A 22,033-nucleotide genomic window follows, 5' to 3' on the forward strand; every position below is an offset into this window, starting at 1 on the left:
ACCTATGCACCCTCATCAGGCCCAGCACGACGGCAAAGAAGGCATCTGGCTCCGGTTCCTGTCCGGCCCGGACGTCGAGGAACTGGGCATCGGCCAGGCGGAGATCATCGACGCCGTCGAGAACGTCGTCGCCGCGCACGGCCGCGGCGAGACCGTGTTCGAGCCGCGCACGCACCTCGTCCCCAACAACGGCGGCGTCGGCCACTTCAACGTCCTGCGCGGCCACGTCTCCACCCTCGGCGACCACGGCGTCAGCGGCGTGAAGGTGGTCGGCGACTTCGTACCGAACTTCCAGCTCGGGCTGCCCAGCGAACTGGCGCTGCTCACCCTCTACGACCCCACCAACGGCATCCCGCGCGCCATCATCGACGCCACCTTCATCACCGAGGCCCGCACCGGCGCCATGACCGCGGTCGGCGCGCGGCACCTGGCCCGCCCCGACGCCCGGGTGCTCGGCCACGTCGGCGCGCGCGGCACCGCGTTCTCCAACGTCAGCATGCTCGACTCGCTGTTCGACCTGGACGAGATCCGGGTGACGAGCCGGCGTCCCGAGTCGCGCGAGGCCTTCGCCGACCAGCTGCGCGCGGCCACCGACACACCGGTGCGCGTCGTCGACAGCGCCGCCGAGGCGTTCGACGGCGCGGACATCCTGGTCGAGGCCACGCGGCTCACCGAGCCGTCGCCGCTGCTGCATCCGGGGCTGGTGAAGCGGGGGACGTTCGTCGTGCCGTACGGGACGGTCAGCGCCGTGTCCGAGGACCTGCTCGACGTCATGGACAAGGTCGTCGTCGACGACTGGCGCGAGGCCCAGTCCGGCCGGTTCGGTGCGCTGCGGCATCACGTGGACACCGGCAAGCTGTCCGAGCAGACGCTTTACGCCGAGCTCGGCGCGGTGGTCTCGGGCCAGAAGCCCGGGCGAGAGAACCCGGAGGAGCGGATCTTGTTGTGGCACCGCGGGCTGTCCATTCTCGACGTCGCGGTCGGCCAGCTGATTCTGGAACGGGCTCAGCAGGCTGACATCGGCACGATGCTGCGGTATCGCTGACATGACGCGCCACCGCCTCAGTATCGCCTCGGCCGCCGACCTCGGAGCACCTGAGGTCCTGCGGATCGCCCGCGCAGGCGCCGTCCCGGAGCTGTCCGCGGAGCTGACCGACCGGATCGCAGCGCGCCGAGCGCAAGTCAGGCACGCGCTGGAGTCCGGGGACCCCGTGTACGGCGTCAACACCGGCATGGGAGCGCTCAGCGAGCGCCGGCTCGGCGAGGCGGAGCAGGCGCGGCATCAGGAGGCGTTGATGCTCGCGCGGTCTGCGGGCGGCGCTCCGTGGCTGACGCGGGAGGAGACGCGAGCGGTCCTCGCGGTGCGGCTGCGGACGTTCCTCAACAACGACAGCGGCGTCAGCGCAGCCCTGTGTGAGCAGCTCGCCGCGATGGTCGCGCACGATGTCCTTCCGGCGATTCCGCGCAGCGGCCTGGGCAGCGCCGGCGAGATCCTGGCGTTGGCGCACTTGGCCGCGCCGATCAGCGGCCGGGGCCTGGTCCTGCCCGATCCTCGCCTCGGGGCAGCCGCCATGGAGCCGGTCCCGGCCGAGACGGCGCTCGCGGCTGCCGGTCTCGCGCCGCTGCGGCTGGGCCCGAAGGAGGGTGTGGCGCTGATTCAGGGCGTGCCGGTGACGACGGCGTTGGCGATCCTGCGTGCCGAGGATGCCCGCGCGCTGCTGCGTCAGAGCTTGGCGATCGTGGCGGCGGAGTTCGCGGTGACCGGCGCGGCGTACGACGCGATCGACCCCGTGTTGGCGCGGGGAGACGAGGTGCTGGAGCGGGTGAGCGCCGAGCTGTTCGCGCTGGCCGGTACCCAGGCGGCACCGCGTGCTCTCCAACCGCCGGTGTCGTTCCGGGTCTCCGCGCAGGTGCTGGCTCACCTGGACCGCGCGGTAACGATGCTGGACGCGGCCGTTCTGCGCGCGCTGGAGGGCATCACCGACTCCCCGGCGTATGTGGAGCAGGAGGACGGCAGCGGCCGATTCCTGGGCACGGCGGGCTTTCACGGCTACGACCTCGCGGCGCACCTGCACATCCTGACGGTGGCCGTGATCGGGGCCGCGGAGCTCGGGGCGACCCGGCTGCACCGGATGCTCGATCCCAAGACGAGCGGCCTGAACGCGCAGCTCTCCCCCGACCCCGGCCCGCACACCGGGCTGTCGCCGGTACACAAGCGGGCGGTCGGCGTGGTCCACGCGCTGCGCCGCCTCGCCGTGCCCTCGACCATCGGCACGATGGAGACGTCGGCGGGCCAGGAGGACGCGCAGACGTTCTCGGTCGAGGCCGCGGAGGACTGCCGCCTGGCGAGCGAGGGCCTGCGCGACGTGCTGGCGTGCGAGGTACTGGCGTTGCATCAAGCCCGGGCCCTGGGTGCCCGGCTCCCGCACGACGCGGGCCGGCTGGCCGGGGCGCTGGACGAGGCGGCGGCCGTGCTGCCGTCCGGGACCGAGGACCGGTTCTTCGGGCCGGACGTCACCAGGTTGGTGGAGCTGCTGGCGCGTGGCTGGCCGGGCTTATCAGGGCTGGACGAAGCGGTAGCCGGCTTCGAGGAGCTGCGGCAGGAACCTCTGTAGCGCGGTGACTGTTTGGGAGCGGTCGCCGCCGCCGTCGTGTTCCAGGATGATCGAGCCGGTCTTGGTGTGGCCCATGACGGTCGACACGATGTGGTCGGTGCCGGGGCGGGACCAGTCGCGCGGATCGACGGACCAGTCCAGGGGCCGCAGGCCGAGCTTGGCGCAGACCTGGAACACCGTCGGTGACCAGTTGCCGCCGGGGGCGCGGAACAGGACCGGCTGCTTGGCGCCGCCCTTGGTGATCGCGTCGTTGGTGCGCTCTATCTCGGCGGTCACGTGCGCGGCTGTCATCTTGGACAGGTTCGGGTGGGTCCAGGTGTGGTTCGCCACCAGGTGACCCGCGGCGCTGACTTCGGCCACCAGCGAGGCGTGCTTCTCGGCACTCTCACCGATCATGCAGAAGGTCGCCGGGATCTTGTACTGCGCCAGCAACTCCAACACCTGCGGGGTGTACTTCGAGCTGGGGCCGTCGTCGATGGTCAGGGCTATCGCCTTGTCGCCCTCGTGCACATAGAACTGCGGATGGCCCGCCACCGGCGGCGCGTCGCCGGTGTGGGTGCCGGACGCACTGCTGGAGGTGTCGGAGCCGCTGGGGCTCTGGCCCGGGAACGGCGCGCCGCCGGTGCTCAGACGGGACGTCGGGGCGCTGCCGGACGGGCTGCTGGACCCGGTCGGGGTGCCAGCGCCGGGCGTCGTGGAGCCGCCCGGATTCGTGGCACCGGCCAGGCCCGTGGCCGCCGACGTGGCTCCCTTGGAGGCGCATCCGCCCAGCACCATCACTCCGCCGAAGCCCAACAACAACCGCCGGGACATACCGCCCCCGATCGGAAGCCGGGCGTCGCCGGGGAGCTGGAGAGGATCACGACCCGAAACGTTCATGCCAATGGGACGCGCCGACCCCACGCCGGGTTGAGTTCGATGACAACTTTCTCGGGAAGTTCGGTGCCGGCGACTTTCGACGTTCTGTCAGGGTCAGGCCACCGGGTCGAGGCTGGCTGAGGCCCAGGCTTGCTGGACCGTCCGGATATCGTCGTCAGTCGGTCTGCCTGCGGTGATGGGGAAAAATCGGGCGGTGACGATGACGCGGCGTAGCTTGGCAAGCATGTCGGAGAACGCGGGCTCGGTCTTGGTGGTGTACCAGGGCGCACGGTGACGCCGCTCGGCGGCGTCGTTGGGGTGGTGGCCGTGCAGCGTGTACCAGATCACGGTGATCGTGTAGCAGTACAAGCTGAACGGGACGGTGCGGCGTATCGCGTTCTCGGTGCGGTTGCGGGCCTGGCCGACGCCGAGCAGGTCGCGGGCCTCGGCGAAGGTGACCTCGATGGACCAGCGCCAGGCGTACCGGCCGATCAGCGCTGCCGGGCTGCTGTGTAGGTCGGTGGTGACCAGGGCGAGGTCGTAGCCGGACTCGGTGCTAGCGTCGCGCAGCAGGATCACGCGCACGGTCCGGGTGTGGAAGGACCCGTACCATAGGCAGCTGATCTCGGCCAGGTACACGGCGTCGGTGCGGCCGCGGCGGCCGGTGCGCGGCGGCGCGAGGTCGTACAGCACCGCATTGGCCGGCAGACGGGTGGTGACGATGACGTTGCCGCGCAGTTTTCGCAGGGCTTTGCCGTGGTAGGCGGCGTCGGCCACGACGTGCAGCGTCCGCTGGTGGTGGCACACGGCCAACAGACGGATCATGGAGGCGGCCATCTCGACCTTGGATGGGCCAGTCTCAGGTCGCCACAGCCGGGCCATCACCGGCAGGCACACCGGTCGGGTACAGAACGGCAGCTCCACAATGATGCCGACAACGACGAAGCAGGTCCCGCGCCCGACCGGTTTGGGACCCTTAGCCGCGCCAGCGTGTCGTCCACCGCCACCGTCATCACGGCTGCCTCGGACAGCAGTGTCCTTGCGATCAGGTGGGACAGCACCAGCCCCAGGATCTCGGGGTTCCAGGACGCACGGGAGAAGAACGCGTGCGCACGGTCGTGCGACCAGGCACGGGACAGCCCGGCCGCGGTCAGCATCCCAGTCACCGTACGCTTACCGGTCGCCGCGACCAGCCCGGTCACCAGCAGGGCGAACGTCCGCAGACTCGGAGCGGTGAACGTGCCCATCTTCTCCAGCAGCGCCATCAGCGATGGCGGTACCGTCGAATCAGGAAGCATCGGAGGACCCCCTCCCCGGAGGCGGTGTGAATACCTCCGATGCTTCTTTCGCTGCCCGGGCAAGTCAGCCCTCTTCACTGCAAACCACTCGACACGGCGAAGCCCACAACCTGGCCAGAACATCAAAGTCGCGATCTCTAGCGAGCGTCATAACTGGTGCCGCACCAAGCATCTAGCCGAGATCTCCCCGCTCCCCGATACTTGCTGACCAGGATCGGCGAAAGAGGCGGGGGATATGAGGACTCGGCGATGGTGGGCTTCGGCCGCCTTGGCAGCGGCCGCGGTCGCGGCGCTGACCACGTGGAGGGCCCTCAGCGACGACACGGTGACGCTGATCCTGCGGCCGGGCCCGAGGGCGACGTCACCGGGACCCCTCGCCGACGCGGTACGGCAGCGTGTCGCCATCGCGGGGCTGTCCGGGGTCACGGTCACCGACATCCCCGACGGCGTCCGCGTCAAGGTGCGCAACTCGGACCGGCAACGACTGCTTGACCTCACCGCCACCGCTGGCGAGATGCAGATCCGGCCGACGCTGGATTACGTGGCCTACGACCCGCGCGTCCAAGGCCCGCCGATCGCGCAGTGCCAGCAACAGGCGCGTTGGGAACCCAACCCTGCCGCACCCGCCTTCCTCTGCATGGATGTCAGGTTCATGAAGCGAAGCCCGTCCTGGGGTGAGGCCCGAACCGACGTGGCGCGCTTCACCCATCCGAGCATCCTGGCGGCACGTGCCGTGAACGACAACGGCGCATGGCTCGTCGACGTGACGTTCGACCCGGTCGTCCGCGACGCGATCAAGCAGTTCACCGCCGATCAAATCCAGGCGCACAGCTCTGTCATGTACGCCGTTGACGGCATTGTCTACGAGCAGCAACTACCCCTACGACTCCTCGACCTCAAGCTGACGATCGGGCAGAACGACCAGCGCACCGCGTCGTTCCTCGCCGCCGTTCTGTCGGTCTCGATGCCCTCGCTCGGACCCAGCACCGTCTAACCGCTGCCCTCGCCAAATGTAATCTACGCGGGACACCGGACAACCGTCCCGGCGATGCCGCCGCCCGGGGGACGCCGTAGGCCGCCAAGCTCCGCCGCGTGATCGTCGCTGCCTGATTTCTCCGGCTCACCGTTGGTAGGCCGCCTACACCGAAACCCGCTTCGTCCAGCACGCCTGGGTCCAAGCAGGACTGGATCTGGCGGATCTGACCACATCACCCCTGCGAAAACGTCGAAAGCCGAGGGTACCGGCGACCGTTTCAAAAGACTCGGCAAATTCAAAAGTCTTCGCGCCGAAACCCCACATGCCCCCGAAGCATCAAGGCTCGAAGCCCGACCGTCGCAGGCTCTTGGAAACCCGCTCACACGGCGAGTATCCCGTTGCGGGCTTCCGATCCGGCCTCTAACGTGCCATCGCGTAAAACAGTGCTCGTATTCACATCGGACGGGGTGTTCGCGTGCGTGCCGTGATCTCTCGATGGATCGTGCCTTTTCTGTCGTCTGTACTGATTCTCGTCGGGGTTCAGGCGCCCGCCGCGTTGGCCGGTCCTGCGGCCGGCGGGCATTCGGGAACCTCTGGTTCGACGAGCCAAGCGAGTCATCAGGCCAAGCCCGGTGCGCCTGCGCCACCGCCTCCGGTGCCGATGACGTTGGCGCAGCGGCAGGCGCAGGTCAGCAAGCAGCTCGGCGGGCTGACGCCGGTGCAGGCGGCCCAGCGGGACAAGGCGTTCGCGGCGCATCCGACGCCGCCGGTGCATTCCAAGCCGGGGATCGCGCGGCCTTCACTGCCGCGGCATGTGGCCGCCGGGGTGGTGTCGCCGAACGTGGTGCCGCCGGATCCGGACGAGGTGGTCGGCGCGTCGTTGGTGTATCCGGGCGAGATCACGCTGGACGTGGACACGCACATCCCGGCCGGTACCACCGCGGCCAGTCTGCAGGAGTTCGCGGTGCTGGTGTACGACTCGACCGGGACGCTGGTCTACAGCCAGGAGATCCCGGCCAACGTCGATCCCACCACCTACAACGGGCAGCCCTCGGGCGGGTACTGCTACGGCTGGTGGCCGCCGTCGAAGTATCCGCAGGACTGGTGTTTCTGGTCGTTGGGGAACGCTCCGGGCGGTCCGTTGAAGGACGGCCAGGTCTACTTCGCGCAGGTGCTGTTCGAGTCCACCTCCGGTGACTTCAGCCCGAACGGCACGTACTCCAACAACGTCACCGTCTTCTACACCCCGAACATCCCCGGCGCCGAGACCGGGATCTGCACCTGCTACGCGCAGAACAGCAAGGCCGACCCGGTGAACACCGCCACCGGCGCGTACTACCAGCAGGCCACTGATGTGAAGCTGACCGGGGCGGGCACGCCGTTCGCGCTGACCCGGAACTACCGCTCGGATCGCACCGCGACCGGGTTGCTGGGCACCGGCTGGTCGACGCAGTTCGACGCGTCTTTGGCGGCCGGGACCGGCACCGAGACCCTGTCCGACAGCGACGGCTCGCAGATCGTGTTCACGCAGAACCCTGCCGGCACCTACAGTCCACCGGCCGGGGTGCACCTGAGCCTGGTGAAGACCGGCTCGGGCTTCACGGTCTCCGCTTTGGATCACACCAGCCGCACGTTCAACAGCACCGGCCGGCTGACCGGGATCCTGGACGCCTCCGGCCACGGCCTGACAGAGGCCTACGACGCCTCCGGGCACCTGGCCACGGTGACCGACGCCGCCGGGCGGGTGGTGACGCTCACCGTCGGCAGCACCGGTTTGCTGACCAAGGCGGCGTTGCCGGACGGACGCTCGGTGTCCTACGCCTACACCGGCACCGACCTGACCGGCGTGACCGATGTGCGGGGCGGGGTCACCGCCTACACCTACGACGGCAGCAACCGTCTGCTGACGGTCAAGGACGCTCTCGGGCACACGGTGGTCACCAACACCTACGACGCCACCACTGGCCGTGTCAGCAGCCAGACCGACGGGGTCGGGGCCAAGACCACGTTCGTGTGGAAGCCGGCGACGCAGGAGTCGGACATGACCGACCCGAACGGCGGGGTCTGGACCGACATCTACGCCAACAACGTGCTGACGCAGAGCATCGACCCGTTCGGCAACTCGGTGTCCTACACCTATGACAAGGCCCTGAATCAGATCGGGATCACCGACCGGCTCGGCAACACCACGTCGATGACCTACGACACGGCCGGCAACATGCTCACCCGGACCGCGCCGTCCCCGCTGAACTACGCCGAGTCCTGGACCTACGACGCCGCCGCGAACATCACCTCGCACACCGACGGCAACAACCACAAGACCAGCTACACCTACGACTCCCTGGGCCGGCTGTCCTCCACCACCGACCCCAAGGGCGGCGTGGCCGGCCGGACCTACACCTCCCTCGGCGAGCTGGCCACGACCACCACGCCGCGCGGGGACACCACGACCTACGGCTACGACGCCGCAGGCAACCGCACCTCGGTGACCACCCCGGCCGGGGAGAAGACCACCTTCACCTACGACGGCTCCGGGCGCGTACTGACCAAGACCGATCCGCGCGGCAACCTGACCGGCGCCAACGCGGCCGCGTATACGACCACGTACACCTACAACCCGGCGGATCTGCTCGCCACGGCCAAGGACCCGGCAGGCAACACCACCACCTTCGGCTACGACGCCGACGCCCAGCAGACCACTGTGACCGATCCGCTGGGCCACACCTCCACCACCGCCTACGACGCCGACGGCCGGGTCACCAGCGTCACCGACGCCACCGGCAAGTCCGTCACCAAGGCCTACGACCTCAACGGCAACCTGCTGTCCGCCACCGACCCCCTGGGTGACAAGACCAGCAGCACCTACGACAAGGCCAACCGCAAGCTCACCTCGGTGTCGGCGCGCGGCAACGTCACGGGCGCCAACGCCGCCGCTTACACCACGACCTTCGGCTACGACGCCGACAACAACCAAACCACCGTCACCGATCCGACCGGCGCGGTGACCACGATCGCCTACGACGCGATCAACCGGCCGGTCACCGTCACCGACGCGCTGGGCCTGGTGACGACGACCGCCTACGACGCGACCGCCGAGGTCACCTCCACCACCGATCCGCTCGGGCACGCCGCCACCGCCACCTATGACGCGCTGGGGCATGTGCTGACCAGCGTCGACCGCGACGGCAACACCACCACCTCCGCCTACGACGCCGACGGCAACCGCGTCTCGCAGACCACGGCGGCCGGTGAGACGACGAAGTGGACCTACGACGCCGACGAGCGGATGGCCACGGTCGTCGATCCGCGCGGCACCGTCACCGGCGGCAACCCCGCGGCCTACACCACCACCTACGCCTACGACGCGGCCGGGAACCTCAGCACGGTGACCGATCCGCTCGGCGGCGTCCGGTCGGCGGTCTACGACGGCGACAACCGGCAGACCTCGACGACCGACCCGATGGGCGCCGTCACCTCGTTCGGCTACGACGCGGGCAGCCGGCTGACCGGCGTCACCGCGCCCGACGGCGGCGCGACCGCGTACGGCTACGACACGGTCGGCAACCTGACCACCCGGACCGACGCGAACACCCACGTCACCACGTACGCCTACGACGCCGCGCACCGGACCACCGGCGTCACCGACCCGCTGAACCACACGGTCGGCTACACCTACGACGCCGACGGCCACGCGACCGTCGTCACCGACGCCCGCGGCCAGACCACCACCCGCAGCTACGACGGCCGCGGCCTGCTCACCAACACCGCCTACTCCGACGGCACCCCGACGGTCGCGCAGACCTTCGACAAGGACGGCCGGCTGACCGGCATCACCGACTCCACCGGCAGCCGGACCCTGGCCTACGACAACGCCAGCCGACTCACCGGGGTCACCGGCACCTCGCCGGAGGCAGGGTTCTCCTACACCTACGACAACGCCGGCAACGTCACCTCGCGCACCTACCCGGACGGCGAGAAGGCCACCGCCACCTACAACGCCGACAACCTGCAGGCGACGCAGACCGCCGACGCCGCCACGACCACCTACGGCTATGACGCCGCCGGGCACCTGACCTCGGCTGCTCTGCCCTCGACCGTCGGCTACACCGAGACCCGGACGTTCGACGCGGCCGGGCGCCTGACCGCCGCCAAGGACGCCACGAGCACATCCACGCTGGGGTCCTGGAACCTGACGCTGGACAAGGACGGCCGGCCGACGTCCGTCGCGGTCGTACACAGCGGCGCGGCCTCGACGCTCACCTACGGCTACGACGCCGCCGGCCGCCTGACCAGCGCCTGCACCACCGCGTCGACGACGACCGGCTGCCCGGCCGGGTCCACGGTCACCTCCTACACCTACGACAAGGTCGGCAACCGGCAGACGAAGGTCGCCGGCGGGACCACGACGACGTACGCGTACAACGCCGCGGACGAGCTCACCTCGTCCGTCGCCGGCACGACCACGACCTCGTACACGTACGACGCCGACGGGAACCAGACCTCCGCCGGGAGCGACACCTTCACCTACAACGCCGCCGGCGAGCTCTCCGGCGGCACCATCGGCGGATACGCCAAGACCTTCACCTACGACGCCGCCGGCAACCGGGTGAAGACCAACTTCGGCACCAGCACGAACCGGGTCGAGGTGTGGGACTCGAACAACGCGGTGCCGCAGCTGGCCACCATGACCGCCGCCGGCGGGGCGCTGACCGGGGACTACCACTACGACCCGCTGGGCACCATCGCCTCCGAGCACACCACCGCCGGCGCCTTCTACGACACCCACGACTACCTCGGCTCGGTCACCGACCTGTTGTCCGGGACCGGGGTCGACCAGGTCGCGTACACCTACGACGCCTTCGGCGCGCAGTCGGCCAAGGGTCTGGTCACCACGCCGCCCACGCAGCCGTTCGGCTTCACCGGCGGCCTGAACGACCAGAGCATCAGCGGCAAGGTCGACCTGCGGGCCCGCGTCGTGGACGTGGCCACCGGCCGGTTCACCAGCCGCGACCCGCACTCCCCCGGAACCGGCGACCCGTACGTCTCCGCCTACGCCTACGTCGCCGACGGGCCCACCTACCTGACCGACCCCACCGGCAAGGACATCTTCGACTGGCTGGGCAACGCGTGGGACCAGTTCTCCAGCGGCTTCGTCACCGGCGTCAAGGCCCCCTTCAAGTTCGTCGGCGACGTCTACGACGCCGCCACCGGCCAGAACGGCGGCTGGGGCAACTTCTTCGACACCTACGTCCCCATCCGCCCGGCCTACCGGCTCTACCACATCGCCGACCTGCTCCGGCAGGAAGGCTGCCCGCAGCTCGCCGACCTCTACAGCGCGGCCGCGGATCAGCTCGCGGGACAGATCGCCGTCGACGGCATCAGCGGCCTCACCGGCTGGGAACGCGACGCGGCGGCGGCGGACGCCGCGGAGGCGGGCGGCGGAGGCGGCGGGGCCGCCTCGCGGTTCGCAGCGGCGAGCGGTGAGGACGGGCCGCCGTACCCGAACCTGGAATACGACATGAAGGACCTGGACCTGGAGGACCAGGAGGCGTCCGGATTCTCTCCGGCGCTGGTGGGTTCGTCCGCGTTCGACAGCCAGCTCGCCCACGACAGTGGACAGGTGATCTACGGTCTGAAGCTGAACGGCGACCTGGTCACGCTGCCGAGGTACGCCGTCCCGGGCGACGACTCGACGGCGCTGAGCCACGGCGCGCTCAACGGGGACGTGCCGGAGAGCCAGGACCTTCTGAACGGCGCGGGACAGGCGCTCATCGTCAAGACGGACAAGGGCTACGTCGGCGAGTGGATCAATCTTCGGAGCGGCCACTTCCATCCGACCCCCGCGAGCATCGACGCGGTGCTCGCCGCGTTCAAAAGGGCCGGGATCACGTTCAAGACGGTGTACACCGACTGGACCACTCCTGGGGGATGATGCGTAGCGGGTCGTCGGTAGGCGTGAGCGGAAGCGGTAACGGGAGGTGACATGGGAACCGGATACGTTCCGCAGTGGTACGACGAGTTCGAGGACCACCTGGACGGGATGCTCGCCGTCCTCCGTCCCGAGTGGCACCTGCCCGAACAGCCGCCCGCTCACGCCTTCAACCGGCCCGAGTCCATGTCGCGCTGGCGGACCAACGCCAAGAGGTCGGCGCTGGGCTCCCACGTGCGCGAGCATCCGGCGCAGGCCCGGGCGCACCTGCCCGGGCTGCTGGACGCGGTCGTCCACGACCTGAACGCGAGCTTCAACGAGTTCCTGATCCTGCCGATCATCGCGGCCGTCGGACACCGGCCGGTCCACGAGGGAATCATCGAGCGCCTGGCGCGCGGCACCTTCATCGAGCAGCTCGGGGCCGTCGCGGCGTGGTACACGGCCCAGCCGGGCCTGCACTACCGCAGCGCCGACGACCTGCGGCGCGGGGAACCGGCGCAGGACAGCGTCCGGCCCTACACGGAGTGGCTGGACGTGCTGCCCCGCTACCAGGAGGCCTGCCGGAGCGCTGTCGAGCGGTGCGACGACCCGGAGCGGCGCGCGTACCTCAGCCGGCGGGTCGCCGCGAGCTGCAACGGCGGCGTGAGCATCGGGACGCCTCCGCAGGAGTGATCGGCGGCTTCGGGCGGAGGTGGTGCTCAGCCGGGGATCGGGAGGTGGTGTGGGCGGGGCTGGGTTCTTTCTGATGCGATATGAGGAGTTCGAGGCCCTTGGCCGCTCAACTGAGACGCCGGGCAGGTGACCTTCCGCCAGTGAGCTCCGCGCACCTGACGTCCATCAGCTCCAGCGAGGTCTCCTCGCTGGAGCTGGGGTTCACCGTCGAGCACGGCAGGACCGTGTCCTACACCTTTTCCGTCGACGAGCTCAACGATGCCGGATACGGCTCGTGGTGGCTCGTCCGCGGGTCCGAGGAGTTCTACGAGGTCTGCCATCCGTCGGTCGCGGAGAGCTCCTACGCGATGCGTGCCGCCGCGGCGTACTCGTCGCTGTTCGGCGAGGCGTGGCGGCCGGTGGAGCTTCGCGTCGTCGGGGAGCTTCATCACCGGATGGTGCTGCGGCATGCTGCGACCGGCTCCGAGGCGGTGGTCGACGTGGTCCTGCCGAAGCACGGGGAAGCCGCCGGCGGGGAGCGTGTCACCGTGGCCCGACGATCTCCGGGAAGGGATGAGGCACTGGATCAGGGGCCTGCTCCGGAACTGGATCAGGCTCTGCTGAATGAGGTGGCGCGGGTCGTGCGGCTGTTCGACGTGCAGGCGGCGGAACCGCTGGAGTTCGCGGCGTAGGCGTCGGCGCTCTCCCGATCGGCGAAATGCGGTTGCCGCAGCGCGCTCCAAGCATCACGCTCCGTCAGTACTCACCGTTAGAGTCTGCCTCCATCCACGTGTGCCCGGAGCCGCCATGTCGATCGCAGCAGAGGAAGCCCCCGCCGACGCCACCCCGCCCGGAGACCAGCCGACGTCCCGCCTCGGCCGTATCAAAGCCCTGTTCTCCCCGGACGCGGTCCCCCGCTATGAGATCGACGATCTCGCCGCCGACCCCTACGTCGCGACCTGGACGCGCGGCTACGCCGAGGTCGCGGCGGCCAGCTTCTGGAGCAACGCGCGCCGGATGCCGGAGCTGTTGCGGCTGACGCTGCGCACCGCGGCCGAGGTGTCGCGATGGCGCGTGGTCACCCTGCTGGTGCTGCAGGTGTTCTCCGGGGTGTTCCAGGCCTTGGGGCTGCTGGCGACCACCGGGGTGCTGGCGGCGTTGTTCACCGGTCGTCCGACGCCGGATCGGATCGCCTCGGCACTGCCGTCGTTGATCCTCATCGCCGCCTTCACCGCCGCCACCGCGCTCGCCTCCAACATCAGTTCCCTGATGCAGTCGCAACTGAGTCCGGCGATGGACTCCGCGGCGCTGGCGCGGATCCAGGAGCTGTGTACCGGGGTGGAGCTGGTGGCCTTCGACCAGGCGGGCTGGTTCGACGAGGAGAACGCGGCCGAGCGTGGCGCGGTCTCCCCGCACTTCATGTTGCAGGCCACCGTGCGGATCCTGGCCGCGCTGGCCACCGTCGGGTCGGCGATCCTGGTGGTGGCGTTCGTGAACCCGCTGCTGCTGCCGCTGATCCTGGTCACGATCGTGCCGCGCTGGTGGGCCGCGGTCCGGGTGGCGCGCATGGACTACAAGGTGTTCGTCCGCCAGGCCGAGGGACGCCGCCGCGTCAACCAGATCGCCTACATCGGCCAGTCCATCAGCCAGGCCGCCGAGGTCCGCGCGCTGAGCATGTCGCCCTACCTGACCGGCCGCTACCGGCACATCTCCCGGCGCATCCTGGCGGAGAACATCGCTCTGCAACGCGCCGAGACGATGTCCCAGATCCTCGGCGACACCGTCGCCGGCATCGCGGTGGCGGCGGTGTACACCGTGCTGGGGCTGCTGCTGTGGAAGAGCGAGATCCCGCTGGCCGCCGGCGGAACCGCCGTCATCGCCATCGGCCGGGCCCAGGCCTCCCTGATGCAGATGATCACGAGCGTCAACTCCCTGTTCGCCGAGGGCCTGTACTTCGACGGCTACGTGAAGTTCTGCCGGAAGGCCGAGACGCTCCTGCCCGCGACCGGCGCCGTCGCGGTCCCCGAGGACTTCAAGACCATCACGGTCGAGGATGTGACCTTCAGCTACGAAGGAGCCGAGAAACCCGCGCTGAGCAACGCCTCGCTGACCATTGCCCGGGGTCAAGTCGTCGCTCTGGTCGGGGAGAACGGCGCGGCCAAGACCACGCTGGCCAAGCTGCTGGGCCGCGGCTACCTCCCGGACGCCGGCACGATCCGCTGGGACGGCCTGGACACCGCGGAGATGGACCCGAACCAGCTCCGCCAGCGCATCGCCTACATCGGCCAGGACGGCGCGCGCTTCCCGTTCACGGCCCGGGAGAACATCCGCGTCGGCGACTGGACCCGCACCGACGACCAGGCCGCCATCGAGTCCGCGGCCGAAGCCTCCGGCGCCCACGAGTTCATCAGCGCCCTGCCCAACGGCTACGCCACCCTGATGGACCGCTCCCTGTCCTGGGGCACGAACGTCTCCGGCGGCCAACACCAGCGCATCAACCTCGCGCGCGGCTTCTACCGCCAAGGCGTCCTGGTCATCGCCGACGAACCGACCTCCAACCTCGACGCCGCGGCCGAGATCGACTTCTACAACCGGCTCCGCTCCTACGGCGGCACCATCGTCATGGTCACCCACCGCCTGAACGCCGTCCAAGCCTGCGCCGACCACATCTACGTGCTGGAACACGGCCGCATCTCCGCGCACGGCACCCACACCGAACTCATGGCCGATCCGGCGGGCGGCTGGTATCGCGACAGCTACCTGCTCCAGCAGAACTCCTTCACCAGCCGCGCCGGAGAGTCCGGGAAGGCCGCGACGGCCGGCTAGAAGAACGCCGCCAGCCGGCCATCCACCCCGCGGTGAGCACCGTCGCTCCCCCGGCGACAGCCATGGCCCGACCGGTGCCGGCCAGGCTCGCGACCGCGCCGACCAGCACCGGCCCGAGCCCTTGCAGCGTCATGAGCCCGGAGCTCAGCAGCCCGAAAGCCTGGCCCTGACTGCCGGCCGGCAGCGCCTCCAAGAAGGGCCGTTGCAGGCCGATCGCGTAGGAGAAGCCTGTCGACGAAGCGAGGAGAAGCAGAGCACAGACAGCCGCGGACGGATCAGCGGCGAGGCCGAGCAGCGGCAGGCCCATCACGACGACCAGCGGCACGACCAGGGCCTCGCGCACGCTCGGGCGCAGCAGGCGTCCGACGACGAGGTCGCCGAGCAGCATCCCGGTGGGGCCGCACGCCATCAGCAGGCCGTAGGTCCCTACCGAGAAGCCCCGCTGGCCCGCGTAGGACACGACCAGGCTCTCGGCTCCGGCGACGAAGCCGCACGGCAGCCACTGGGCCAGCGACAGCCGACGCACCGTCCGGTCGCGCATCAGCCGCCCGGCGCCGGACCAGCTGGCCGACAGCACCGCGCCGGGCGGGCTGCCCGGGGCCGGCAGGTCGGACAGGCGGAGCCAGATAGCCGCCGCGCAGCAGGCGTTCAGGACCGCGGCCACCACCAGCGCTTGCCCGGTACCCAACGCCGCGATGACCGCGCCGCCCACGGCCAGGGCGACCAGCTGCGCGCCCGAGGACGCCATGTTCATCAGCGAGCGGCCCAGGACGTAGGCGTCTCCGGTCAGCAGGTCGGAGGCCAGGCGGCTCGTCGCGCCGCCGAACACCGGCGTCAGGACGGCGACGGCCGCGACCACCCCGAGCGCCGCCGCCGTCGGCATCCGCAGCAGCCCCAGGACCGCCGCCGCAGCGCACTGGAGGAGGAACCCGACGGTGAGCAGCGGTCGGGGGCGGAGCCGGTCGGCCAGGGCGCCGAGCAGCATCGAGCCCGGGAGCTGCGGGAGGAAGCCGACGCCGAAGGCCAGCGCGCTCAGCAACGGGGAGTGCGAGGCTCGGAAGATCAGGACGGACAGCGTGGTGATGCGCAGCGTCTCGGCGCTGATGCCCAGCACACGGGTCGAGAACAGGAGCCGGAACTGCGGCTGGGCCAGGACTTCGCGGTAGGTGGTGCGGTGCGTCGCGGGGGTCGGGGCGACGGTGGTTGTAGTTGCAGCTGGGGCTGTGGCGGCTTCCATGTCGGCAGACTGGCCCGGCACCGGGTCCGGGAGCGAGAGATTCGTCCCTGGACGTAAACACGCGGCCCTGAGACGTAGCCTGGTGCCTGTGATCCGCTTCGAGGTCGGCACCGAGGACCTGCTCCACAGCCGCTTCGCGATCTCCCCGGTGTTCGAGCTCGATTCGCTGCTGCGCCTGCTCGCACGCGGCGGAAGGCTGCCGACGTCGTCTGCGTCCCGATTGCGCTCGGCCTTCGAGAGCCTGCGCCGCGAGACCGACCTCGACATGGTCCTGGCCCTACAGTCCGAGCGGATCGGTGCGGACTTCGTCGCGCCCCCTCCGGCCGGACTGGCCCAGACCTGGGAGGACGACCTCGCCGTGATCCGGGCGACGCCGCTGCCGCAGGCGCGCGCCGAGATCGCCTACTGCCTGGCCGCACAACCCGCACCCGCCGCCGATGCGGTGATGCGCGCGCTCGACGCCCCCGACGTGGTCGCGCGCCTGGCCGAGGCGCTGGACCGGGCCTGGCGCGTACTGCTGGCACCGGACTGGCTGCACCTGCGGGCGATCTGCGAGCGCGACGTCGTGCACCGCGCGGGCGTCCTGGGCCGCGCCGGATGGAGCGCGGCCATCGCGGACCTGCACACCGCCCTGCGCTGGCACGACGACGGCATCGAGGTGTCCGGCATCTCGGCGGAGCAACAGGTGATCCCGCTCGACGGAAGCGGCCTGCTACTGGTGCCCTCGGCCTACATCTGGCCGCACGCCGCCGCCCACACCTCCGGCGACTGGCCCAAGACCCTGATCTACCCGGCCCGAGGCATCGCAGCACTCTGGGAGACCCCCGAATCACAGGCCCCCGGCGCCCTGACGGACCTACTGGGCCGCAGCCGCGCACTCATCCTCGCCGCCCTGGAGAGCCCGGCCGGCACCACGCACCTGGCGCGCTCGCTGCGCATGACGACCGGCGCCGTCGGCGACCACCTGGCAGTGCTCCGGCGCGCCGGCCTCGTGCAGCGGGCCCGCGACGGCCGGGTCGTGCTGTACGCGCGGACCCCGGTCGGGGACGCTTTGGTCGCCGCGACGAACGGCTGAGCGCCGGTCATCAGGCTGATGCCGGCGCTTCCCTGGTGCTTCCCCGGCGGCACGGCGGCAGCGCGGCGGCACGGCGGCGGCGCGGCAGTGCGGCAGGCCGTCAGCGGCGAGCTTCGATAGTCGGGCTGATGCCCACGCTCCCCGGCGCCTCCGGCGAGGTTCCGCAGTTCTCGGCGCCCGGCTGTGCGGCAGGCTGTCAGGGCGTGAGCTTCGATGGTCAGCCTGATGCCCGCTCCCCAGGCGCCGGGCTGTGCGGTCGTGCCTCAGGCAGTCAGCGCCGGGCCTCGATGGTCAGCCCGCCGCCGTCCGGCTCGACCAGGAACGGCGTGACGCGCGCGCCGCGTTCGGCAGCTTCCCTTTGGAAAGCAACCAGGTGAGAGGCCAGTTCAGGGAGCCTTTTTGTCCGTCATCAGCAATCCGGCCAGCGCTGCCGCCGAGAGCACCAGGATGAACACGGTGTAGCCGCGGGCGGTGTCGATGAGCCCTCCGCCGTGGACGACCAGCACCCCGGCGATGACTGAGGGTACTGCCATCCCGAGGTAGCAGATGATGTAGAGGACGGACAGCACGCCGGATCGCTCGTGCGGCGCCGCGCGCAGGACGACCGTGCGGATGCCGCCCTGGAAGCCCGCGCCGAAGCCGAGGCCGGCGACCAGCGTGCTGGCGAAGAAGCCGAGCGTCGAGCCGCTGCTGATCGCGACCAGCGTGGCCACCGCGGAAGCCGCGAGCACCACGATGCCCAGCACCATGACCCGGCGCGGCGGGGTGCGGTCGAGGACGAGCGCGGACAGCGACCCGGTCACGGCCAGCAGGAAGAGGCCGAGGCCGGCCACGACCGTCGATGTGGAGCCGGACAGGTGTCGGGCGAGCGCCGGGCCAAGCGATCCGTAGAAGCCGGCCAGCGCCCAGACGGCGAACAGGATCGGCGCCGCCGCGAGCAGGGGGCCGCGCAGCCCGGAGGGCACGGCCAGTTCCGGGCGGAGCGCCGCGCGTGCTCCGGGCTTGCGGCTCACGGTCTCCGGCATGCGGATCACGGCGACGCCCTGGACGACGGACACGGCGATGAGCACCAGGTACACCAGGTGCGTCGGCGCCGGCGCGTACTGGACGAGCCACCCGGACAGCAGCGCGCCGACCCCGGTGCCGATGCCGGGCGCGGCGGCGTTGGCGAGGGTGCCGCGGCCGCGGTCGACGTCGAGCATCGCCGCTCCCAGCGCGCCGATGGCGCCGCCGGTGGCGATGCCCTGCAGGACGCGTCCGAGCAGCAGCGTTCCGACGCCTCCGGCCGTGGTCAGCACGAGCGCCGCGGCGACCTGCAGCACGAGTGCGGCGAGCAGGACGGGGCGCCGGCCGGTGTGGTCGGACAGGCGGCCGGCGATCAGGAGGGACAGGAGGACGGCGATCGCGTAGATGCCGAAGACGATGGTCGTGGTGATCGGCGAGAAGTGCCATTCCGCCGCGTAGGTCGCGTAGAGCGGGGTCGGGGCGCTGGAGGCGGCGAGGAACGAGACGACGATCGAGGCCAGCAGGATCAGGGTGGCGATGCCGGGGCGGTGTGCGGGGCTGGCGGTGGGGGTTCTGGTGCCGGCTCTGGCGCCGGTCCGGGTGCTGCTTTCGGCGCGCTGTTCGATGGAAGAGGTCACGCTTCTAGCCTGCTGACGTCGGCAGATCGTCACGAGTGGCAGAAGTGCCTATCTTCGTTAGAATACCGCCATGATCCTCCACCGAGTCGCTGTCCTGGCGCTGGACGGGATGGCCCCGCTCGACCTCGCCATCCCGCTCCAGGTCTTCGGCTCGCGCGCGCAGAACGCCTATCAGGTCTCGGTCTGCGGACCGACCAGTTCCGTCTCCGGGACCGGCGGCCTCTCGGTGGCGGTCGCCGGAGGCCTGGAGGTGCTGGACGCGGCGGACACGGTGATCGTCCCGGGCTTCGACCCGGAACCCGGCGCGCCGCGCGAGCCGTTGCCGCCGGCCGTGGCCGAGGCGCTGGCCGCGGCACGCGACCGGGGCCGCCGGGTGGTGTCGATCTGCACCGGCGCGTTCGCCCTGGCCGAGGTCGGCCTTCTCGACGGGCTCCACGCCACCACGCACTGGCAGCACACTGATGAGCTTGAGCAGCGCTACCCGGCCGTGCACGTAGAGCGCGACGTGCTCTACGTCGACGAGGGCGACATCCTCACCTCGGCCGGAGTGTGCTGCGGCATCGACCTGTGCCTGCACATCGTGCGGCGGGATCTGGGCGCCGGCGTGGCCAACGAGATCGCGCGCCGCATGGTCGCCGCTCCGCACCGCGAGGGCGGCCAGGCGCAGTACGTGCCCGCACCCGTCGCGGACGCCGGCGACACGGGACTGGCTGACACCCGAGCGTGGGCCCTGGAGCACCTCGACGAGCCGCTGAGCGTCACCCGTCTCGCGAGGCACGCCGCCATGTCCGAGCGCTCGTTCCTGCGCCGCTTCGTCGAGGAGACGGGCACGACCCCGCTGCAGTGGCTCGTGGGCGCACGCCTCAGCCTGGCCCGCGAACTGCTGGAGACCACCGACCACTCCATCGACCTGGTCGCGCACGACTGCGGCCTGGGCTCGGCCGCCAACCTGCGCCTGCACTTCCGGCGTGCGCTGAACACGACGCCGACCGCGTACCGCCGGGCTTTCAGCCGCGCGGTCGCGGGAGCAAATGGGGATGCGGGGTGATCCAGTCCCCTGGCACACTCCCGGGAATGGACTGGTCCAGAGACTTCTACTCGACCACCGGGCGCTGGTGGGGGCCCGCGGAATCAGGCGTCACACAGCGGGACCACGAGCGCGTGGCGCTGGTACAGGCAGCCACGGCCGAGGCCACGACCATGCTTGAGCTCGGCTGCGGCTACGGGAGCACAGCGGCGCTCGCAGCGCGGAGCGGCTTTCAGGTCCTCGGCGTCGATATCAGCGACCGCCTTCAGTTCGCGCGGCGTTACCTGGACGAGGCGGCGCCGGACACGCTGGGCTTCGCGTACGCGGACTTCTACCGCTTCGCCGCGCGCCGACGGTTCGACGTCGTCTGCTACTGGAACGGGTTCGGCATCGGGACGGACGCCGACCAACGTGTCCTGCTGCGGCGGATCGCGCAGGAGTGGCTGGCCCCCGGCGGCGTGGCGCTCATCGACGTCGCCAACCCGCTGGTGTGGGCCCGCTGGGCCGGCGAGGTCGAGCACAAGGCGGCGCGGCCACAGGACGGGTACCGGTACGCGCTGACCGAGCGCTTCGACTTCGACCCGATCGGCTGCCGCTACATCGACACCTGGTGGGAGCAGGACCACCCCGAGCAGGCCCACACGCAGACGGGACGCTGCTATACGCCCGCCGATTTCGCGTTGCTGCTGGCCGGCACCGGGCTGACGCTCAGCGCGGCTTACGTCGGTGACGCGCCGATCGGCGACGGCGGCGACGCTGCTTCGCGGGCGGGTCTGCTGACCGAACGCCACGAATGGCTCGCCGTGCTGCGTGCAGGCGATGCGGGCGACGCAGGCGATGCGCGCGACGCAGGCGATGCGCGCGACGCAGGCGATGCGCGCGACGCAGGCGATGCGCGCGACGCAGGCGATGCGCGCGACGCAGGCGACTGACACTCACGAACGTAGCTGCGCCGCGACCCACATCAGCGCCCAGCATCACCCCAGCCGCGCAGCAAGCTCCCCCACCACATCCCCGAACCGATCGACCACCAGCGAGAGGTGCCCCTCTGCCGGCCGCAGCCGCTCGGCGGCGCCGGAAACATGGCTCGCCAGCCAGCGGCCGTGGGCGAAGGGGACCATGCGGTCCTCGGCGCCCTGCCAGATGGCGACCGGGGTCTGGACGGCCGCCAGGTCGAAGCCCCAGTCGGCGATGAAGGCCAGGTCGTCGTCGCGCCAGCCGGCGACGCCTGCGGAGACCGACTTGCGGAAGGCCGCGGCCGCGTAGTCCGCGAAGGCGTCGGTCAGGGCCTTGCGATCGACGTCGGTGATCAGGTCGCCGAGGGCCGCCGCGACCTGGGCCCCCTGCACATGGGCCAGGCCGGCCGCCTGCTCGCTCAGGTAGGCGGTCAGCGGCTCCGCGCCGGCGGTGGCCGCGGCGAACTCCTCGACGTTCTCCGTACCCATCCCGTCCAGCCAGTCCAGCCCCTCGGCGCGGTACGGCGCGACGCCGGCCACCGTCGCCGCCGCCACGCAGCGCCCGGGCAGCAGGGCGGCGCACGCCAAGGCGTGCGGGCCGCCGCCGGACCAGCCGACGGTCACGAACCGCTCGGCCCCCAGCTCGGCCAGCAGCGCGGCGGTGTCCTCGGCCGCCGAGGCGACCGTCCGGCCGGGCTGCGGCGACGAACCGGCGTACCCGGGGCGGCTGTAGACGACGGTCCGCAAACCGTGCCGGGCCGCGGCCTCGACCAGCGGATCGAACACGATCGCCGCGAACGGTGTGCCGTGGTGGAAGACGAGCGGCGTCCCGTCCTCGGGGCCCGCCACCAGGTACTCCAGGGTCCGACCGTCAGCAAGGCGAAGATTGTTCATGCTGAGGAAACTACCTCAGATTTCGGGCAACGGAACCGGGATACTCGG

16 protein-coding genes are annotated in these 22,033 nt (G+C 70.7%); 10 read left to right on the forward strand and 6 right to left on the reverse strand.

What is annotated here, in order from left to right; genetic code table 11:
- The first annotated feature begins 4 nt into the window (after positions 1-4).
- A complete protein-coding gene (locus ABH935_RS00365; RefSeq protein WP_370375704.1) occupies positions 5-1,045 on the forward strand; it encodes an ornithine cyclodeaminase family protein in 1,041 nt (346 codons plus the stop codon).
- 1 nt (position 1,046) lies between these two features.
- Complete coding sequence (locus tag ABH935_RS00370; protein WP_370375705.1) at positions 1,047-2,615, forward strand: aromatic amino acid lyase; 1,569 nt, start codon at positions 1,047-1,049, stop codon at positions 2,613-2,615.
- On the opposite strand, the gene ABH935_RS00375 is transcribed toward ABH935_RS00370, so the two are convergent.
- The 3 genes from ABH935_RS00375 to ABH935_RS00385 form a co-directional block, all read right to left on the reverse strand.
- On the reverse strand, positions 2,559-3,494 hold the full coding sequence (locus tag ABH935_RS00375) for a polysaccharide deacetylase family protein (RefSeq protein ID WP_370375706.1): 936 nt from the start codon (positions 3,492-3,494) through the stop codon (positions 2,559-2,561). The genes ABH935_RS00370 and ABH935_RS00375 overlap by 57 nt on opposite strands.
- A 93-nt stretch (positions 3,495-3,587) precedes the next feature.
- Positions 3,588-4,298: a transposase gene (locus ABH935_RS00380; protein ID WP_370375707.1), complete on the reverse strand. Its 711-nt coding sequence runs from the start codon at positions 4,296-4,298 to the stop codon at positions 3,588-3,590.
- Positions 4,299-4,354: 56 nt separating this feature from the next.
- A complete protein-coding gene (locus ABH935_RS00385) occupies positions 4,355-4,771 on the reverse strand; it encodes a transposase (RefSeq protein ID WP_370375708.1) in 417 nt (138 codons plus the stop codon).
- 268 nt (positions 4,772-5,039) lie between these two features.
- On the opposite strand from ABH935_RS00385, the gene ABH935_RS00390 reads away from it, so the two are divergent.
- The 5 genes from ABH935_RS00390 (at position 5,040) to ABH935_RS00410 (ending at position 15,153) form a co-directional block, all read left to right on the forward strand.
- The gene (locus ABH935_RS00390; protein WP_370375709.1) at positions 5,040-5,765 is read left to right on the forward strand and encodes a hypothetical protein; all 726 of its coding nucleotides are present in this window, start codon (positions 5,040-5,042) and stop codon (positions 5,763-5,765) included.
- A gap of 643 nt (positions 5,766-6,408) precedes the next feature.
- Complete coding sequence (locus ABH935_RS00395) at positions 6,409-11,679, forward strand: DUF6531 domain-containing protein (RefSeq protein ID WP_370375710.1); 5,271 nt, start codon at positions 6,409-6,411, stop codon at positions 11,677-11,679.
- 51 nt (positions 11,680-11,730) lie between these two features.
- Positions 11,731-12,348, forward strand: coding sequence for a hypothetical protein (locus ABH935_RS00400; RefSeq protein ID WP_370375711.1), 618 nt, complete (start codon positions 11,731-11,733; stop codon positions 12,346-12,348).
- A 140-nt stretch (positions 12,349-12,488) separates the two neighbouring features.
- The gene (locus ABH935_RS00405; RefSeq protein WP_370375712.1) at positions 12,489-13,019 is read left to right on the forward strand and encodes a hypothetical protein; all 531 of its coding nucleotides are present in this window, start codon (positions 12,489-12,491) and stop codon (positions 13,017-13,019) included.
- A 115-nt stretch (positions 13,020-13,134) separates the two neighbouring features.
- Positions 13,135-15,153 (forward strand): ABC transporter ATP-binding protein, encoded by a 2,019-nt coding sequence (locus tag ABH935_RS00410; RefSeq protein WP_370375713.1) that lies wholly within the window; start codon positions 13,135-13,137, stop codon positions 15,151-15,153.
- Here the strand turns inward: ABH935_RS00410 and ABH935_RS00415 are convergent.
- Positions 15,107-16,390, reverse strand: a complete 1,284-nt coding sequence (locus ABH935_RS00415) for an MFS transporter (RefSeq protein WP_370375714.1) — start codon at positions 16,388-16,390, stop codon at positions 15,107-15,109. The two genes, ABH935_RS00410 and ABH935_RS00415, sit on opposite strands and share 47 nt — an antisense overlap.
- 88 nt (positions 16,391-16,478) lie before the next feature.
- Here ABH935_RS00415 and ABH935_RS00420 point away from each other — a divergent pair, with 88 nt between their 5' ends.
- On the forward strand, positions 16,479-17,465 hold the full coding sequence (locus ABH935_RS00420) for a winged helix-turn-helix domain-containing protein (RefSeq protein ID WP_370375715.1): 987 nt from the start codon (positions 16,479-16,481) through the stop codon (positions 17,463-17,465).
- A 386-nt stretch (positions 17,466-17,851) separates the two neighbouring features.
- On the opposite strand, the gene ABH935_RS00425 is transcribed toward ABH935_RS00420, so the two are convergent.
- Positions 17,852-19,108 carry an MFS transporter gene (locus ABH935_RS00425; protein WP_370375716.1) on the reverse strand — a complete coding sequence of 419 codons (1,257 nt, stop codon included), beginning with the start codon at positions 19,106-19,108 and terminating at the stop codon, positions 17,852-17,854.
- A 70-nt stretch (positions 19,109-19,178) separates the two neighbouring features.
- Here ABH935_RS00425 and ABH935_RS00430 point away from each other — a divergent pair, with 70 nt between their 5' ends.
- Positions 19,179-20,156 carry a GlxA family transcriptional regulator gene (locus tag ABH935_RS00430; RefSeq protein WP_370375717.1) on the forward strand — a complete coding sequence of 326 codons (978 nt, stop codon included), beginning with the start codon at positions 19,179-19,181 and terminating at the stop codon, positions 20,154-20,156.
- Positions 20,157-20,269: 113 nt separating this feature from the next.
- Positions 20,270-21,067 (forward strand): class I SAM-dependent methyltransferase, encoded by a 798-nt coding sequence (locus tag ABH935_RS00435; protein WP_370375718.1) that lies wholly within the window; start codon positions 20,270-20,272, stop codon positions 21,065-21,067.
- A 45-nt stretch (positions 21,068-21,112) separates the two neighbouring features.
- Here the strand turns inward: ABH935_RS00435 and ABH935_RS00440 are convergent, their stop codons facing one another.
- The gene (locus tag ABH935_RS00440) at positions 21,113-21,985 is read right to left on the reverse strand and encodes an alpha/beta fold hydrolase (protein WP_370375719.1); all 873 of its coding nucleotides are present in this window, start codon (positions 21,983-21,985) and stop codon (positions 21,113-21,115) included.
- Positions 21,986-22,033 lie beyond the last annotated feature (48 nt).

Source organism: Catenulispora sp. GAS73 (assembly GCF_041262085.1).
GTDB lineage: Bacteria > Actinomycetota > Actinomycetes > Streptomycetales > Catenulisporaceae > Catenulispora.

Coding starts and splice junctions, on each gene's coding strand:
- ABH935_RS00410 (WP_370375713.1), top strand. CDS start 13,135: ATGTCGATCGCAGCAGAGGAAGCCCCCGCCGACGCCACCCCGCCCGGA.
- ABH935_RS00440 (WP_370375719.1), bottom strand. CDS start 21,985: ATGAACAATCTTCGCCTTGCTGACGGTCGGACCCTGGAGTACCTGGTG.
- ABH935_RS00375 (WP_370375706.1), bottom strand. CDS start 3,494: ATGAACGTTTCGGGTCGTGATCCTCTCCAGCTCCCCGGCGACGCCCGG.
- ABH935_RS00400 (WP_370375711.1), top strand. CDS start 11,731: ATGGGAACCGGATACGTTCCGCAGTGGTACGACGAGTTCGAGGACCAC.
- ABH935_RS00365 (WP_370375704.1), top strand. CDS start 5: ATGCACCCTCATCAGGCCCAGCACGACGGCAAAGAAGGCATCTGGCTC.
- ABH935_RS00385 (WP_370375708.1), bottom strand. CDS start 4,771: ATGCTTCCTGATTCGACGGTACCGCCATCGCTGATGGCGCTGCTGGAG.
- ABH935_RS00395 (WP_370375710.1), top strand. CDS start 6,409: ATGACGTTGGCGCAGCGGCAGGCGCAGGTCAGCAAGCAGCTCGGCGGG.
- ABH935_RS00370 (WP_370375705.1), top strand. CDS start 1,047: ATGACGCGCCACCGCCTCAGTATCGCCTCGGCCGCCGACCTCGGAGCA.
- ABH935_RS00430 (WP_370375717.1), top strand. CDS start 19,179: ATGATCCTCCACCGAGTCGCTGTCCTGGCGCTGGACGGGATGGCCCCG.
- ABH935_RS00415 (WP_370375714.1), bottom strand. CDS start 16,390: ATGGAAGCCGCCACAGCCCCAGCTGCAACTACAACCACCGTCGCCCCG.
- ABH935_RS00380 (WP_370375707.1), bottom strand. CDS start 4,298: ATGATCCGTCTGTTGGCCGTGTGCCACCACCAGCGGACGCTGCACGTC.